The organism is Hyella patelloides LEGE 07179, from assembly GCF_900659865.1.
Classification (GTDB): domain Bacteria; phylum Cyanobacteriota; class Cyanobacteriia; order Cyanobacteriales; family Xenococcaceae; genus Hyella; species Hyella patelloides.
This window is the reverse complement of record NZ_LR213944.1, coordinates 1-14,267: the sequence shown is the minus strand read 5'-3', so window position 1 is coordinate 14,267 and position 14,267 is coordinate 1. Positions and strand designations below refer to the sequence as shown.

At 36.8% G+C, this 14,267-nt stretch carries 17 protein-coding genes and 1 pseudogene; 8 read left to right on the top strand and 10 right to left on the bottom strand.

The genetic code is table 11. The annotated features are described in order from the left end of the window. Together H1P_RS22625 and H1P_RS22620 are read left to right on the top strand one after the other, a co-directional pair. A pseudogene (locus tag H1P_RS22625) lies at positions 1–206 on the top strand (photosystem II q(b) protein); the annotation flags it as partial. 262 nt (positions 207–468) lie between these two features. Next, positions 469–849 carry a DUF1818 family protein gene (locus H1P_RS22620; protein ID WP_144871600.1) on the top strand — a complete coding sequence of 127 codons (381 nt, stop codon included), beginning with the start codon at positions 469–471 and terminating at the stop codon, positions 847–849. Positions 850–963: 114 nt separating this feature from the next. Here H1P_RS22620 and H1P_RS22615 read toward each other — a convergent pair whose 3' ends face one another. The 6 genes from H1P_RS22615 to H1P_RS22585 form a co-directional block, all read right to left on the bottom strand. Continuing rightward, positions 964–1,329, bottom strand: a complete 366-nt coding sequence (locus H1P_RS22615; RefSeq protein WP_144871598.1) for a hypothetical protein — start codon at positions 1,327–1,329, stop codon at positions 964–966. 13 nt (positions 1,330–1,342) lie between these two features. Then, the gene (locus H1P_RS22610) at positions 1,343–1,657 is read right to left on the bottom strand and encodes a hypothetical protein (RefSeq protein WP_144871596.1); all 315 of its coding nucleotides are present in this window, start codon (positions 1,655–1,657) and stop codon (positions 1,343–1,345) included. A gap of 152 nt (positions 1,658–1,809) precedes the next feature. Next, complete coding sequence (locus H1P_RS22605) at positions 1,810–2,157, bottom strand: hypothetical protein (RefSeq protein WP_246141911.1); 348 nt, start codon at positions 2,155–2,157, stop codon at positions 1,810–1,812. 187 nt (positions 2,158–2,344) lie between these two features. Next, a complete protein-coding gene (locus tag H1P_RS22600) occupies positions 2,345–3,517 on the bottom strand; it encodes an LptF/LptG family permease (protein WP_144871594.1) in 1,173 nt (390 codons plus the stop codon). Between the two features lie 29 nt (positions 3,518–3,546). Further along, positions 3,547–4,296 (bottom strand): sucrose-phosphate phosphatase, encoded by a 750-nt coding sequence (locus H1P_RS22595; protein ID WP_144871592.1) that lies wholly within the window; start codon positions 4,294–4,296, stop codon positions 3,547–3,549. A 580-nt stretch (positions 4,297–4,876) separates the two neighbouring features. Continuing rightward, entirely contained in the window at positions 4,877–5,620 is a 744-nt protein-coding gene (locus tag H1P_RS22585) for a PEP-CTERM sorting domain-containing protein (RefSeq protein ID WP_144871590.1), read from the bottom strand. A 495-nt stretch (positions 5,621–6,115) separates the two neighbouring features. Here H1P_RS22585 and ccmP point away from each other — a divergent pair, with 495 nt between their 5' ends. The 3 genes from ccmP (at position 6,116) to H1P_RS22570 (ending at position 7,950) form a co-directional block, all read left to right on the top strand. Next, positions 6,116–6,757, top strand: a complete 642-nt coding sequence (gene ccmP / locus H1P_RS22580; RefSeq protein ID WP_144871578.1) for a beta-carboxysome protein CcmP — start codon at positions 6,116–6,118, stop codon at positions 6,755–6,757. A 147-nt stretch (positions 6,758–6,904) separates the two neighbouring features. Next, positions 6,905–7,555: a uracil phosphoribosyltransferase gene (upp, locus tag H1P_RS22575; protein ID WP_144871576.1), complete on the top strand. Its 651-nt coding sequence runs from the start codon at positions 6,905–6,907 to the stop codon at positions 7,553–7,555. A gap of 107 nt (positions 7,556–7,662) precedes the next feature. Then, positions 7,663–7,950 (top strand): ssl2009 family thylakoid membrane protein, encoded by a 288-nt coding sequence (locus H1P_RS22570; RefSeq protein WP_144871574.1) that lies wholly within the window; start codon positions 7,663–7,665, stop codon positions 7,948–7,950. Between the two features lie 30 nt (positions 7,951–7,980). On the opposite strand, the gene H1P_RS22565 is transcribed toward H1P_RS22570, so the two are convergent. Beyond that, a complete protein-coding gene (locus H1P_RS22565; protein ID WP_246141909.1) occupies positions 7,981–8,184 on the bottom strand; it encodes a TLTLP motif-containing protein in 204 nt (67 codons plus the stop codon). Positions 8,185–8,337: 153 nt separating this feature from the next. Between H1P_RS22565 and rsmH the strand changes: the two genes are divergently transcribed. Then, complete coding sequence (rsmH, locus tag H1P_RS22560; RefSeq protein WP_144871572.1) at positions 8,338–9,216, top strand: 16S rRNA (cytosine(1402)-N(4))-methyltransferase RsmH; 879 nt, start codon at positions 8,338–8,340, stop codon at positions 9,214–9,216. 251 nt (positions 9,217–9,467) lie between these two features. Here rsmH and H1P_RS22555 read toward each other — a convergent pair whose 3' ends face one another. After that, positions 9,468–10,259, bottom strand: a complete 792-nt coding sequence (locus H1P_RS22555; protein WP_246141908.1) for a hypothetical protein — start codon at positions 10,257–10,259, stop codon at positions 9,468–9,470. A 340-nt stretch (positions 10,260–10,599) separates the two neighbouring features. On the opposite strand from H1P_RS22555, the gene H1P_RS22550 reads away from it, so the two are divergent. Both H1P_RS22550 and H1P_RS36390 read left to right on the top strand, forming a co-directional pair. Next, complete coding sequence (locus H1P_RS22550; protein WP_246141906.1) at positions 10,600–11,400, top strand: tetratricopeptide repeat protein; 801 nt, start codon at positions 10,600–10,602, stop codon at positions 11,398–11,400. A 465-nt stretch (positions 11,401–11,865) separates the two neighbouring features. Continuing rightward, on the top strand, positions 11,866–12,003 hold the full coding sequence (locus tag H1P_RS36390) for a hypothetical protein (RefSeq protein WP_186376087.1): 138 nt from the start codon (positions 11,866–11,868) through the stop codon (positions 12,001–12,003). Between the two features lie 268 nt (positions 12,004–12,271). On the opposite strand, the gene H1P_RS36385 is transcribed toward H1P_RS36390, so the two are convergent. After that, a complete protein-coding gene (locus H1P_RS36385; protein ID WP_186376086.1) occupies positions 12,272–12,436 on the bottom strand; it encodes a hypothetical protein in 165 nt (54 codons plus the stop codon). A gap of 939 nt (positions 12,437–13,375) precedes the next feature. After that, positions 13,376–13,867, bottom strand: coding sequence for a formylmethanofuran dehydrogenase subunit E family protein (locus tag H1P_RS22540; protein ID WP_144871570.1), 492 nt, complete (start codon positions 13,865–13,867; stop codon positions 13,376–13,378). Positions 13,868–14,267: the final 400 nt, after the last annotated feature.

Genomic DNA, 14,267 nt, shown 5'->3' with positions numbered 1-14,267 from the left:
TGGCATTCAACCTCAACGGATTCAACTTCAACCAATCAATCATCGACTCTCAAGGTCGTGTGGTTAGCACTTGGGCTGATATCTTAAACCGCGCTAACCTAGGATTTGAAGTCATGCACGAAAGAAATGCACACAACTTCCCCTTAGACTTAGCAGCAGGCGAAACTGCTCCCGTAGCATTAACTGCTCCTGCTATCAACGGTTAGGTTGCTAGTTAAGTTTAACTACTGTTGAATCAGATTTTAAAAAGCGTCCTCCTAGAAATAGGGGGGCGTTTTTTTGTGTTTATATGGGGTAAATGGCTATTTTTTCCTTCCTAAATTTTTTCATTACAGACAATGAGTTAAGATTTTGTCCAATAATATTTCTCCAGGCGATCGCTTTTTCTGAGCTTTGAGAAACTCTGCACATAATAATAATTAATTATTAATTTTCAGTTAGTATTTTAGTACTATTTTAATTTTAGCAATGTCTCGTTTATTAAAAAAAGGCAAAGGCTGGCGAGTAGGCTGGCATTCTGAAGCAGCAAAATATCAGGGATTAATTGGTAGCGAATCTTGGGCAATTGAATTGACAGCTAGAGAATTTCAGGAATTGTATCGTTTATTACGTCAATTAACCGACACAATGACACAGATCGCCACAGAATTAATGGATGAAGAAAAAATTGCTATTGAAGTAGAAAGTAACTTAATGTGGCTAGAAGTAGAAGGCTATCCTGATAGTTATTCTTTACGCTTGATTTTACATCAAGAGCGTCGTTGTGAAGGTAATTGGGAAGCGGGAGTTGCTTCGGAGTTAGTATTAGTTATGCAGCGCATCATAGAAGAAAATTTAGTTAATTGTTAGTAGAAATGGCGATCTCTATTAGAGAACAACAAAAAGAACTAATAATTGCATTTCAAGGAAACGACTATTAGTTCTGTTAGTTCTTAATTGTGGTTGATTTAGCTAACTAATTAACTACAAATCGTCAGCAGCATTATAAACATCAATGGTGGGATTACTCTTAATCTGGACAGTTGAGCCACCGCCATAATTATTTCCGTCATTGCGACTATCAAAACGTTGACGCACTACTCTAGACTGACGAACTCGGCCCCTACCTCCTACGTTTCCTTGTACTCCTGTCGTGACACTAGCGTTTCCTCGACAAGCACCGTCACTTTGCAAATCTATATCATTATCTCGTTCTGTCGGTGTACGAGAGCCACTAATGTTGTATTGCACAGAAACATCTGCCTGTACGCACTGAGCCAAAACAGAGGGAGAAAATGCCAAACCACTAATTAGGGGCATTAAGCCAAGAGTTAATTTAATCAATTTCATTGCTTGCTTTCCCTTAACGACAATAACTAGAAGTAGAACTATGATGCGTTACTTTGCCCCCAGAGTCTCTAACCTGAGTTGTTTGTTGGTAAGAACTTTGGCGACATTTGCTTTGCCAAGAAGTACGCCAATAACGCCAAGGATACCAAATACGACGACGAGTCGGAACACTAACAGAAGTTCTTCCCGTGTCTACATAGACATCGCCGTTACTATTGGTAGTTGCTTGAACATTACCTGTACGAACGTGGACATTCCCAGCGATCGCAGTAGCGGGAATTATAATACCCAAGGCGATTAGAGATAAAGTGATTTTACTCCTTTTCATTTGTGTAATCCTCAAAAAGAACAATATGGAATCAGAGAAAGAAGCTCACCAAGATAAGCAAAAGCCAAAGATCTTTGAAACTATCTTTCTCCATAAACCATTTGGGGTATAACAGTAAAAAAAACTACCAGCTAAAGACCAAAAGCTATTTATTAATAACGACTACGACGTCTATGGCTAGTATTACGCTGTTCAGTATCTTGAACACAAACATTGTCTTCGCCAAATTGATCGCAAAGTTGTTGAGAGCGTTGCACAATTCCAATATCGTCGTTGTTGTAGTAGCCACTTCTGCCTCGATTGTTACTATACTGACGATTTTGCTGGCTAGAATTTTGTACGGAAACGTTTCCTTCGCCAGTGGTATAAGATTCTTGCACCGTTTCTTGAATAAGAGCTTCATCTGCTTGAGCAGGTAGGGAAACTAGCCCAACAGTGGAAATAGCCAATACTGCAAGAATTGTTTTTTGTGTTTGAAAAAATAATTGTTTGTTCATCATGAGTGTAAATAGTCTCTGAAATATTAACCTTGTCCAGAAACATGACGCACTCGTTTCATTTGTAGTTCCATCAATTCAATTTTTAATTGTTGAAGATTCACGCATCATGAAAATTTTTAAGCTATATAAGACGAGCAATGCACACCTTCTTATATAGTGTTTTATGGTCTGTAGTGTGTAACTTCCGTTATTGCTCGGTTGCTCCAGATAATATAACTGCTGCTGCGCTAAAGCCGATGATGTTAGGAAGCCAAGCTGCTAAAAACGGAGAAATTGTACCTCGAATTCCCAAAGAGCCAGAAATAATAGTTAATAAGTAGTAAGCAAAAATAAGGATAATACAGATGCCAAAACTTTGACCTTTGCTCGCATTTTGAGGCTTAATGCCAATAGCAGTTCCAATTAGAGCAAAGACTAAGCAAGCAAAAGGAAGAGAGATTTTTTCTTGAATTCTGACTTCTAACTTCCGAATTCTTTGTTCTTTCCCGCCTAATTTAGCGATTCTGAGATGTTCTAGGGCTTGGACTAAATTCATTTCATTATAGTCTTGTCTTTTGGTAGTCAAATCGAGAGGTGCGCGGGGTAAAGCTAACTGCTGATGTTGGAATCGGATAATATTTTGATAAGAACCATCTTCTCCCAGGATGTAAATATTTCCGTCATAAAAATCCCAAGTATTTTCGATAATATTCCAAGTACCAGAGCGAGCAGTAATAATTTGACTTACGCTTTCTTGAGAGCGATCGAGAATGGTAATATCTTTCATGCGATCGCCATCAAATTCCTCAGCATAAAATAAACGGCTGAGATTAGTCACTTTTTCTCCATTAGGCAACCTAACACGGGCATATTCAGGGTATAGAATATTTCTTTCTCTGAATAATGAAGTACTCTTTTTTTCTAAAGCTGTATCAAGAATAATATCTGCTTGATGGTTAGCAGCAGGGGCAACAAAGTTATTTAATAAAAAAGTAATGGCGACAACTACCAAACTCAAATAAATTGCGGGTAAAATAAGACGATAGACATTAATACCAATACTTCGTAAAGCAATCAATTCACTATCGCTAGATAGCCTACTATAAGCCATAAGACTGGCAAGTAGCATCGACATGGGGAAGGCAAAAACAATAAATTCTGGTAATTTAAGTGCCAAAATTTGTAGTGCAATTCCTAATAACAGTCCTGATTCTGTAACTTTTCTTACTAAATCGAAAACTGTACCAATCGATAAGCCTAAAGACGTAAAAATTCCCATTCCAAAAAGGAAAGGTAAGATTAATTCTTTTGTGATATACCAATCAATTATTGATAGCTTACGAGTAAAACCACTAAATAATTTGACGGTGGGATTTTTCATAAAGCTAAGAAACTGTTGTTAATTGTGTTTTACTTCAAGAAACCAAAATATTTTAAACCTTCTAAGACCCCATTGGCGCAAGAAGTTTGAGCAAGGTAGAGCGATCTACACTTATTTTCCTTATACCAGTGTAGTAATTCTGATTTGGCATTTCCCACAATGATTCCTTTCTCTGTGCCTCGAAATAAATCAATATCTTTACCACAGTCACCGCAAGTTACAGTACTCTCTGAAGATATTTGCCACTTTTTTCGTAAAAATTTGACTGCCAATCCTTTATCTCCATTTCTCGGTAAGATATCAAAATCTTGTTCGCTACTGTAAATAAATTTAAGCTCAAATCCTGCTGCTTCTAACACAGTATCTAATTGTCTCATAGTTACTTCTGCTACAGATTTCGCTAAATAGTAGCTTATTTTAAAAGGATTTTGTTCTGATTTTGGTTGACTTTGGAGAGTTGGAAACTGACTAGCAATCTCGACAATTTTGTTTCTATCCCAACCCTGTGCGAGAATTTTTGACCATTGAATATCAGGTGTTTTTGTTTGCGCGTCAAAATAAATTTCTGTACCCACAGAGGTCAATAAAGCGTCGGGAATTAGGAGCGATTTGTCCTTGGCTAAAATCCCATAAGAGAATAGCGTTCGCTCAGTAGCATAAACAATTTTCGTACCATATTTTTGACGATGTTGAGCTAACTCTTGACTAAGATGTTTCAAGGCTCGATCGTCTCCTATTAAGGTATTGTCAATATCCGTTACAAATAGAAATGGCTTCATGATTGTTCGTGGGACTTTATCATTCAAGCATAAAGTAACAGCATTTAATCATTTTTGCCCAGAGTTCATAGAGAAAAGGCGATTAGAACCAGCCTGAAACCGCGCAATATAGATTAGCTGAAGCTTCAGAGATCGCATTTATTGAGAAGAAAAATAGCTCTACTATTACTCCTTTTTCATGACTCCATAACAATAAATTACTCAAACAGAAAAACTTTGAGAAACAACCATTAGGTTTACCCATAGCAACACATAAAAAATTGCTAATCTTACCGATAAAGTAGATATAATTTCTCAGCAAGTAGAAGAATTAAACACTATTTTTATCGATTCGATGGGTGTTACGAGACAAACACAAAACGATATCAGATAAATGCAGAGTGAAGTTAAAGGTTTACAAATAGAAAACCGTCAAATTATTAAGCAAGTTTTTAAAGAAGACAATTCTGATTGATAGTGAGTCAAGCAAAAAAGCGATCGCCTTTTTCTATTCAGCGATCGCCTTTTCGGAAATTATTGAAACTCTGTATACTAGATAATAGGTTTAAAATTGGGCAGTTAGTAAAACAGAGAAGTTTGTCTAGCTGCTTTTTTTTCGTTTGAGAGCAGTTGCACTGAGAGTTCCCACTGCGAGAAGCCCCAAAAGAGAAGCAGGTTCGGGAACAGAATTAGCTTCTACAGAAACGTTATCAATCAATAATCCTGAATCATTATCAGTATCTCCTACATCTAAAACCCCAACCCCTAGAGTGTAATTACCGCTAGCAGTAATTTTAAAAGAAAATTTATTGAACCCTGTTTCGTCCCTAAAAGGGGTTTGGCTATCAATGAAGTTAAAAAAAGTATCAGCAAGCACTTCTGTACTGTTCAAAGAAACAAAAGCAAAATCATTATTAGTAGAATTAGGAGTTTCATCAAAAGTTAAGAAATTCCAGTCAAAACTGACGATATCTCCTGCTTGTGCAGTAAAAGTTTGTTTAATCGCAGAGCCTTCAGTTGCCTCATTAGGTGATGATAAAGCATCTAAAGTTCCTGGTGTTAAATTTAAGAAGGTCTCAATTTCCGAATCAGGAACAGATGGCGAATTAGTAGTAGAGAAAAAAGAAGGTGAATTAAGAACTAAAGCCTGATAATTACCTTCTGTTGGACCGCTACCTAAAGCTGATGTTTGGATCGTGGTCTTACCAATAGTATCCCAACTAGTAAAATCTCCCGTTTCAAAACCACCATTGAATACAGCAGCTTCAGCCTTTCCTGCTGTAGTTAAAATAATTAATGAAATACCTGTAATTGCTAATTTTTGCGTCAAATTTGTAATAGTCATATTCAGTCTTTATTCGTAAATATTGTAAGTTTATTGAGAAGATATTGATAACAATTTATCCAATTTCAGTACAGTTGCTTACGGTATAATACTTAGATTGATATGATTTAATTTAATATGATGCCTATAAAACTGCAAGCATAATACAAGTAATTCATCAAAACTTTATTGCACAGTCTTGAAATCGATAATTTATTTATCACAACTAAATAAGTACAAACAAAATGTCTCAATTTTCAATTACACAATCACAATGTTTACCAAAAATTAGTCAAAAAAGATTGTCAACGCGTTCAGTTTGAAACCAGTAGTTTTCATGTTTAAGTATTAAAGCCACAGTAAGTAAATCAAATGCATGATAGTTTACCCCCGTCTCAAAACCCTACTTCTCACATCAGAGAAGGTTAAACACGTTAAACACTTTACAACTTACCCTATCCTTGATTAGCTAAAGAGTGGCGAGAAATAACTTCATTGCTGAAGGGGATTGAGATTTTGGGCGTAGAATTACGTAGTTATGTTTACTTAGACCGTTTGCAACTGCAACACGCTGCTTATATTGGTACAGTAGCATTGGGTTTTTTACCCTTGCCAGGAGATGCTTCTTTATGGATTGAAATTTCTCCAGGGATTGAAATTAATCGCATTACCGATGTGGCTTTAAAATCAGCAGTAGTACGCCCTGGGGTACAGTTTGTGGAAAGGCTGTATGGCTTGCTAGAAATTCACGCCAGTAATCAAGGGGAAGTTAAAGCAGCAGGAAAAGCTATTTTACAGGCGTTAGGAGTTAGCCAAAGAGATTGTTTAAAACCAAAAGTAGTTTCTAGTCAGATTATTCGTAATATTGATGCGTATCAGGCGCAGCTAATTAACCGTAATCGTCGCGGACAAATGTTATTAGAAGGACAAACTCTCTATGTACTAGAAGTGCAACCTGCTGCTTATGCTGCTTTGGCTGCGAATCAAGCGGAAAAAGCTGCTCTGATTAATATTTTACAAGTATCAGCGATTGGTAGTTTTGGTAGGTTGTATCTAGGAGGCGAAGAACGAGATATTATTGCTGGTTCTGGTGCTGCGTTGGCTGCAATTGAAAATGTTGCTGGACGAGATAGTTCTGTAAGCGGTAAAAATGAGTAGAGTCAAGGTATTATAGTTCAGGTTATTTTACTAACTGTTAGGGTTAGTGGTTAGTTGTTGATGGTTGGTTTTTCATCGCTCATTGAAAGAAACTTGCTACTTTATTCTTCCTCCCTGCTCTTTCCTTGCTCCTTCTTCCTTAAAAATATGTCTTTACAACTTCGTGTCTACGTTCCCGAACATCCTTTAATTAAACATTGGTTAGCGGTAGCTCGTGATATTAATACTCCTTCTGTACTTTTTAAAAGTGCGATGACAGAATTGGGGCGTTGGTTATCTTATGAAGCGGTTCGTACTTGGCTTCCACTTATGGATGCTAAGGTGCAAACTCCTCTCGCAGAATGCGATGCAACTTTTGTTAATCCTGAAGTACCAGTGGCGGTAGTGCCAATTTTAAGGGCTGGTTTAGCTTTATTAGATGGAGCGCACAATATTTTACCCGTAGCCTCTATTTATCATTTGGGCTTGGTTAGGAATGAGTCTACTTTAGAAGTTAGCTGTTATTTGAATAAGTTACCCGATCGTTTTTTACCTGAAACGAGAATTTTGATTCTGGAGCCAATGCTGGCAACGGGAGGCTCAATTATGATGGCAATGAAAGAAATTGCGAGTCGAGGAGTTGCATCAGAAAATATTAGAATTGTCTCTATTGTGGCTGCACCACCAGCATTACAAAAACTTAGCGAAATTTATCCTCATCTCCAGATATATACCGCTATTATTGATGAAGGGATTAATGATAAAGGATATATTATTCCTGGTTTAGGAGATGCTGGCGATCGCGCCTTTGGAACTTAATCGATCGCAGAAAGTATGAATTATGGATTATTGAAATCTCGCTCTTTCATCCTTTTTGCTTTTACAATCTTCGTTGCAATCAATCATAGTCAAGATATAGGGGTCAGATGAGTCAAAAAGATAATTTTGGTAGTGGTTTTGTGCTGGGTTCGATCGTTGGGGGAGTAGTAGGTAGTTTACTAGGAACTTTACTTGCTACCAGAAATGAGACAACAGTCGAGCGGAACACTGAAGCCATAGAAGAGGGAGAGCCACCCCTTAATTTTAGTTCCGAAGAAAATATGGAAGTAGCTCGCCACAGCTTGGAAGACAAAATTGCCCAACTAAACCTTGCTATCGATGAAGTTAGACAACAACTAGGTTCTGTCAATAGCAATTCTGTGGAGAATGATTAGTTAATTAGTGTTTTAGATCTTCATTTAGGACTAATTGAGATATCTCGGTAAGAGGATAGCATCTCTAGGTAGAGGCTCTGCATTACTCTTAGAAGGAGAATAGTAAGCAATCATAATTAGTGGCAGGGTCATGGTTAAAATAGCAACTGTTGTCCCTAAAATTCCAGCCCACCTATGGTGAGGCGATTCTGCATCCTTACCAGAACGCTGACTTGAGTCCATGTAATGTGTCAAAATTGAACGCTATATATTATGGAAGTGGTAAATTGTCATTCAACTACCTCTTCATAACTACAATTCTAACTTTATTTTTGAGGATAGGTAGTATTGTTGGCAACAAGATTATCAATTCTTATTCAAAATTATTGAGGTTCAGATCTGATACCAATGGAGAAGCAGGAGAGTTTTGAGCATTATTCGGTACTAAGCAAAGAATTAATTGCAGGATTCAAAGTAATCGATTATGGACATTATTTAGATGTCACTGTTGGTGGTGGTGGACATAGCGAATTAATTTTACAATCGGCTACAGAAGTTAAAATAACAGCCATAGATCGCGACCCGATAGCGATCGCTGCCACCCAAACCAGACTAAGCTCTTACTACCCAAAACAACTAGAATTTTGGCAAGGTAATTTTGCCCAATTCCAACCTCAAGAAACTTTATTTGATGGTATTATTGCGGATTTGGGAGTAAGCTCTCCTCAGTTTGATACTCCAGAGCGAGGTTTTAGTTTTCGCCACGAAGCTCCCTTAGATATGCGGATGGATTGTTTTCAGGAAAAAACCGCAGCCAAGATTATCAATTACGAATCTGAAAAGACTTTAGCAGATATTTTTTATCAATATGGAGAAGAAAGATTTTCTCGGCGTATTGCTCGTAATATTGTGCAAAAACGACCCTTTTATACTACTACAGGTTTAGCTGAAGCGATCGCTTATTCGGTACCTGGTAAATATCGTTATGGAAAAATTCATCCCGCAACCAGAACTTTTCAAGCTTTAAGAATTGTTGTGAATCGAGAATTAGAATCTTTAGAAACTCTGATCGAAAAAGCACCTCTATGGCTCAAACCTAATGGCATTATTGGAATTATTAGTTTTCACAGTTTAGAAGATCGTCTTGTTAAACACGGTTTTCGTAATCATGAATTATTAAAAGTCATCACTAAAAAACCAATTATTCCTCAGCAAGAAGAAATTAGAGAAAATCCTCGTTCTCGCTCTGCTAAATTAAGATTTGCCCAAAGGATTATTAATCAATAGAAAAATTAATTACCACTATTAGTATCGCTAAAACTAGGCTATCAAAATTATAATGTCGCCTGATTTAATGGCTCAAAAATATGTTGCGATGTTTTCAAAATTTTTGTAGAGACGCAAAATTTAAGGGGCTTTGTTCTGAGCTTGATTCAAAACCTTGTACGCCTCGTTACGTCTCTACATCAACAATTTAGATTCTAATTCAGCTTTTAACCGCTAGTAAATAAGTTATGTTTTGATAAATACAATCTTAGTTATTTAGTCGGTTTATTGATTTTGGGTTTAGGACGAGGAGTTACACTACCAATATTAGGTTTACTAATATTAGGACGTTTTTTGAATGGTTTTCTACTGTCAAGCTTTTTCTTAAATCTTGGTTTTTTCTGAGCAAAGCCAAGATCGGTACCAGTTTTAGGAGGAACCACTAAAGTCTCTCCTTCCAGGTTGACGTTTAAATCCCAAAAACGGCGTAAAGGCTTTCCTTCAAGAACTCCTTGGAGCTTCAATTTAAAAGACTTGGGCTTGTCTCCTTCTTTACGAGGAAACTGTTTAATTTTGACGACTAAAACTTTTTTATCTCGGTCAAAGAAAACTACTTCCCCTCTAATCGAAAAATAATTTTCTTGAATTTCCTCACTAGATAAGACATTAGAGTCTTGTTCGTCCTCTTGGCTCAAAGTTTCTGGTTCCCACACCCCTACAATTTGAACGTGTAAACGCTCATCTTTAATTTTTGTTCGAGGATATACTACCCATAGATGTTCCTGTTCCAAGTCAAGATGTTTTTTGACTAAACTTATGACACGACCCAATAAAACAGCTTCGATTTCTGTCCCATCAGAAGTAATTAAATTTCCTTGGGTAATTTGTTCTCCTGTAATCTGATATTTTCCTCGAATCAGACCAATTGCTCGATACTGTCGTGGATGAGAAGGAGGTGGTATGGGTTGAGTTCGCTCTTCATGAGAAGGAACTTGAGAAGACTCGATCTTTGAAGGATCAGAGGTATAAATTGGCTTTGAAGGTTGATTTTGGGGCAAATTCATAGATGCTACTAAAAGGCGGAAACTTTACTGAGTGCAAAAGAGAGACTGTATTTTAATACAAAGTTGCAATAGCCGATCACTCCCAAAGAACGTATTTAAGCACACATATAACTATCATACAGACACAAACGATCTCGATCGAATATCCTATAACAAGATAATTAGTTATCAGATTATGAGCTACTTAAGCTGGTGAACATCGATCTGCCTTTTAAACGCAGAATTTGTTTTCACCAGGTCAACACTCGCGCGACGCGCGCCCCGAAGGAAGTCCTTTAGGGCATATGACGGACGTTTGCCGAGGAAGGCGCACCGCAGGGTCGCTCGTCAACTATAGTTAATGAACCATAGAATTATGCAAAATAAACGCAGTCCTTGGATGTCGATAGTACTAGGCTTAATGCTGTTTTCTCTCATTATATTTTCAGGATTACCTCTAGTGAACAGTATTTTTCAGGAGAATCAGTTATTTTCTCAGAGTGATTCTGTCACAGCTATTTCTCCAGAACAAAAAGCTCAATGGGAAGCTGAGGCTAGTGGTTATCAGAAAGTACTGCTAAGAGAGCCTGAAAATGAAACTGCTTTACGAGAATTACTCAATATCCGCCTAAAACAACAAGATTTAGCTGGCGCGATTGCTCCTTTATCAACCTTAGCTAAAATCCATCCCACACAGCCAGAATACGGCATTCTTTTAGGACAAGCAAAACAGTACAGCGAAGACAATGAAGGGGCTGCATCAGCCTATCGTGATGTGCTAGCGACCTATCCCGATAATATTATGGCATTGGGGGGTTTAGTTAATTTATTTTTAAGCCAAAATCTCTCTGAAAGAGCGATCGCAATTCTGCAAAATACTTTAGATCGAGTTTCAGAAAAAGAAGAGAGTAATGTCGATCTTGGCTCTATTAAACTCTTGTTGGGAGAAGTCTATACAGAAACCCAAAAATATACCGAAGCAATTAATCTCTACGATGAAATAGCCGAAGCAGACACATCAGATTTTCGTCCTTTGTTGGCTAAAGCTTTAGTTTTGCAAAAACAAGAGAAAACCGAAGAAGCTAAATCTTTACTCGAATCTGCTTACGAACTAGCACCAGCAGAGTTTAAAGACCAAGTTAAAGGTGCAATTAGTAATTAAGTCTCATAAAACCTCTGACTAAGTTTTAATCATTCTCGCTTTGAGGGTGATAACTATGGAACAAGACCATGAAAACTGTGTTTTATTGGTTCAAAGTTGAATCAAAAATCAAGCATTTTTTTTTAGTGCATAAAAACTATCAAAATATGAGTTTTCGTGAATTATTTTTGATAAACAGAAATAATTGAGCAATTAATAATAGAAAATAGTGTTAAAAATTGTGTTTTTTTATTTTAATTATGGGCTTTTTAACAGCTTATCAAAGTCATATAGAAAAACATTTAACTAATCAATTCTCTGACTAATACCAACATAGAAGGATAATTACTTTGTAAGGTATCGAAGTCTATCTCTGATGGTTTTAGCTGTTGAGCAATAGTAAGTGCTTTCACAATCTTATAAGGACGAAAGTAAGCAGGTACTATATTAGCCTCAAACCTTTAAGATGTGACGTATATTGACGAAATGAACGCAAGCCCTGTCATAAAACGACAGGGTACTGTTCACCGAATATCTGAGAATCGGCGATCGCTTATAGGAGATAAATTGAGTGTCTTGAGGATAGCGATCGCTCTATTAATGCAAGAAGTCTATGTTAAGTAAGTAGCTAATCTCATCGCAATACTGTTCGGTTAACAATTATTGTTTGAGAATGAGAAAAAGGGCGCGAAGGAGACAACTATTCGATTAGATAGCTGTATTTAAGTTAATTAATTAACTTAAAATATCCCCTGGCGCGGGGCAAAAAGGAAGTGGGAAAGGTTCTTTTTATATTCCTTTGACAATCCGACCAATCAATGAAAGAGACATAAAGACTAACAATATTAAAACGCCAGACTTATTGCTCCTTCATCGGTTAAATTTTTCTTAATTAAGCAGCTTTGTCTTGTTCTTTTCGTGAATTAGAAAACTCAATAACATTTGATTCTTTTTTGTCTTTAATTTTTTTGTCTTTAATATATTTTGAGGGTTGTTTGGCATGGGCTAGTAATCGACGAAGTTGATACATGTTATCTACAGCATTGTACTTTTTCATATTGGTTACCTTTTTTTATATATTTTTCTAACTAACTTTAATTTAAAGATAGCTAAGAAAAGTGACAAACTAGTAACTAAACTCAACTAGATGCTGGTAATTATTTTTTCGTTAGGCTCGTAATGATTAAAGATGTCGAGTAAGTTTGTCCTAAAAAGCGGAATTCTCTGATTTGATTCTCCTGTAGTTGTTCATGATTTATAGCTCGGAGAATTTTTAATTTATGCAGTAATTAAGTAAAAAGTTTTCTACGATTTAATCTTGTTCTGACCTCTCTTCTTTATTTTCTTTTTACAAACAGTTTCTAAGGCGCAAAATTGGAAAAAACGCCAGTTGTTAATTAATCTATATTGACGAGGCTCATATTCATCTAGATACGGATGAAGGCTATGGTTGGTCAATTGAAGGTGAAAGGTTTTGGATTAGCTCTAGTTCTCCTGGGAGAAAAAAAGTTTCTTTCTACGGTGTTTATATTTACAACCAAGGGACTCTACAATAATTTTTCCTGATGAACAAGCCGAAAAGATTAACACGATCGAGGTCTTAAAAAAGTTACGAGTCGAATTTCCCGAGCAGAAAATAACTATTGTCTGGGATGGCGCACCTTATCATCGAGCGAAGTTGGTTAAACAAGCAGCATCCTATGCTGACCCCTTAATTTGACCTGAAAATAGTCACTTAAAACTTTATCCTAAAATATACAATTAATTCTGTCTTACTACTTATAACCATCAGGAGCATTGAGAGCAGGAAAAGAAGAATTGAATAACTCTAATTCAGAAAGATTAAAAAGATTAGGAGTGTAATTACTGTAGCCTAAATAACCAGCAGTGGAGGACCCCCTATAGCTTACAGCTAATCGCGAGCGCGATTTTAATGAAGAGTTGGAATGATCGGTGAAGATAAAAATATGCCAAATTCGGAACAATAGGAGACAAATTAAGGTTTTGCAGTCACATTAAACAGCGATCTAGCTTGAGCATTCATTACTGCATCATAACGCTGACGTTCGTTGAGGTCTTGATTCCAGCGAGCGAGTAGAGAGCGAGTCGAACTTGGTATGATGTAGCGGAGTGATTTACCTGTCTTTTGATGCTCGATCTTCGCAATTCCCAAAATATTTGAATCTTGGGAACTAGGTAACACTTGTAATGAATTCTGTCCTGGAGTAGCTACTGTAGCGATCATAATGCCATCAACTACACAAGGACAAGGAGAATTCTGCCCTTCTTGATAAGTCACCTTTAAATCGCGCGGTTGAGCATCCAAACGTTTCATCGCATCCAAACCAATCCGAATTCCTAAAGCTATATACGAACCAAAACCTCCATGAACCCTACCTCCGAGCCTAACCCATTCTTCTGGAGTTTCTGCCAGCACTGCCCCAGAATTAGTAGCTGCTAGCAAGCAGATTAAAAATAATGTTGTCATTTTTTTAAGGGACATCAACTCGAAAATCAGATAATTATTGTTTTGAGTATATCTTTCTCTAAAACACAAAGGAGCTAATTTCACCTTACTCTCTTTTAGCTCTGTTTTTTTTCTAAAATTGCCAAGTCTTGTGTAGTTATCATAAACGTAAAAATACTTACCTCAGTTGAGTAACTGGAGATAACTAAGTAATTCTACTGTTTATTTCCTTGACCGCTTATTTCTTAGGGACTTGCGCAAAAATAAACTACCATTCACAGAGGAGCAATAGTAATGTCCCACTTTGGTAAATTTTCCGAAGGATGCCAAAATTGTTGATAAAAATGTAACTCGGCGAAAATAGAAGGTTCGTGTCACCAGACGCAACCTCAAAAAAATTGTGATTATTTATACCATTTTT

Bases quoted from the DNA above. Each gene is read 5' to 3' on its own strand.
- H1P_RS22620 (WP_144871600.1), top strand. From the start codon at position 469: ATGTCTCGTTTATTAAAAAAAGGCAAAGGCTGGCGAGTAGGCTGGCAT.
- H1P_RS22615 (WP_144871598.1), bottom strand. From the start codon at position 1,329: ATGAAATTGATTAAATTAACTCTTGGCTTAATGCCCCTAATTAGTGGT.
- H1P_RS22610 (WP_144871596.1), bottom strand. From the start codon at position 1,657: ATGAAAAGGAGTAAAATCACTTTATCTCTAATCGCCTTGGGTATTATA.
- H1P_RS22605 (WP_246141911.1), bottom strand. From the start codon at position 2,157: ATGATGAACAAACAATTATTTTTTCAAACACAAAAAACAATTCTTGCA.
- H1P_RS22600 (WP_144871594.1), bottom strand. From the start codon at position 3,517: ATGAAAAATCCCACCGTCAAATTATTTAGTGGTTTTACTCGTAAGCTA.
- H1P_RS22595 (WP_144871592.1), bottom strand. From the start codon at position 4,296: ATGAAGCCATTTCTATTTGTAACGGATATTGACAATACCTTAATAGGA.
- H1P_RS22585 (WP_144871590.1), bottom strand. From the start codon at position 5,620: ATGACTATTACAAATTTGACGCAAAAATTAGCAATTACAGGTATTTCA.
- upp (WP_144871576.1), top strand. From the start codon at position 6,905: ATGTCTTTACAACTTCGTGTCTACGTTCCCGAACATCCTTTAATTAAA.
- H1P_RS22570 (WP_144871574.1), top strand. From the start codon at position 7,663: ATGAGTCAAAAAGATAATTTTGGTAGTGGTTTTGTGCTGGGTTCGATC.
- rsmH (WP_144871572.1), top strand. From the start codon at position 8,338: ATGGAGAAGCAGGAGAGTTTTGAGCATTATTCGGTACTAAGCAAAGAA.
- H1P_RS22555 (WP_246141908.1), bottom strand. From the start codon at position 10,259: ATGAATTTGCCCCAAAATCAACCTTCAAAGCCAATTTATACCTCTGAT.
- H1P_RS22550 (WP_246141906.1), top strand. From the start codon at position 10,600: ATGAACCATAGAATTATGCAAAATAAACGCAGTCCTTGGATGTCGATA.
- H1P_RS36390 (WP_186376087.1), top strand. From the start codon at position 11,866: ATGAACGCAAGCCCTGTCATAAAACGACAGGGTACTGTTCACCGAATA.
- H1P_RS36385 (WP_186376086.1), bottom strand. From the start codon at position 12,436: ATGAAAAAGTACAATGCTGTAGATAACATGTATCAACTTCGTCGATTA.
- H1P_RS22540 (WP_144871570.1), bottom strand. From the start codon at position 13,867: ATGACAACATTATTTTTAATCTGCTTGCTAGCAGCTACTAATTCTGGG.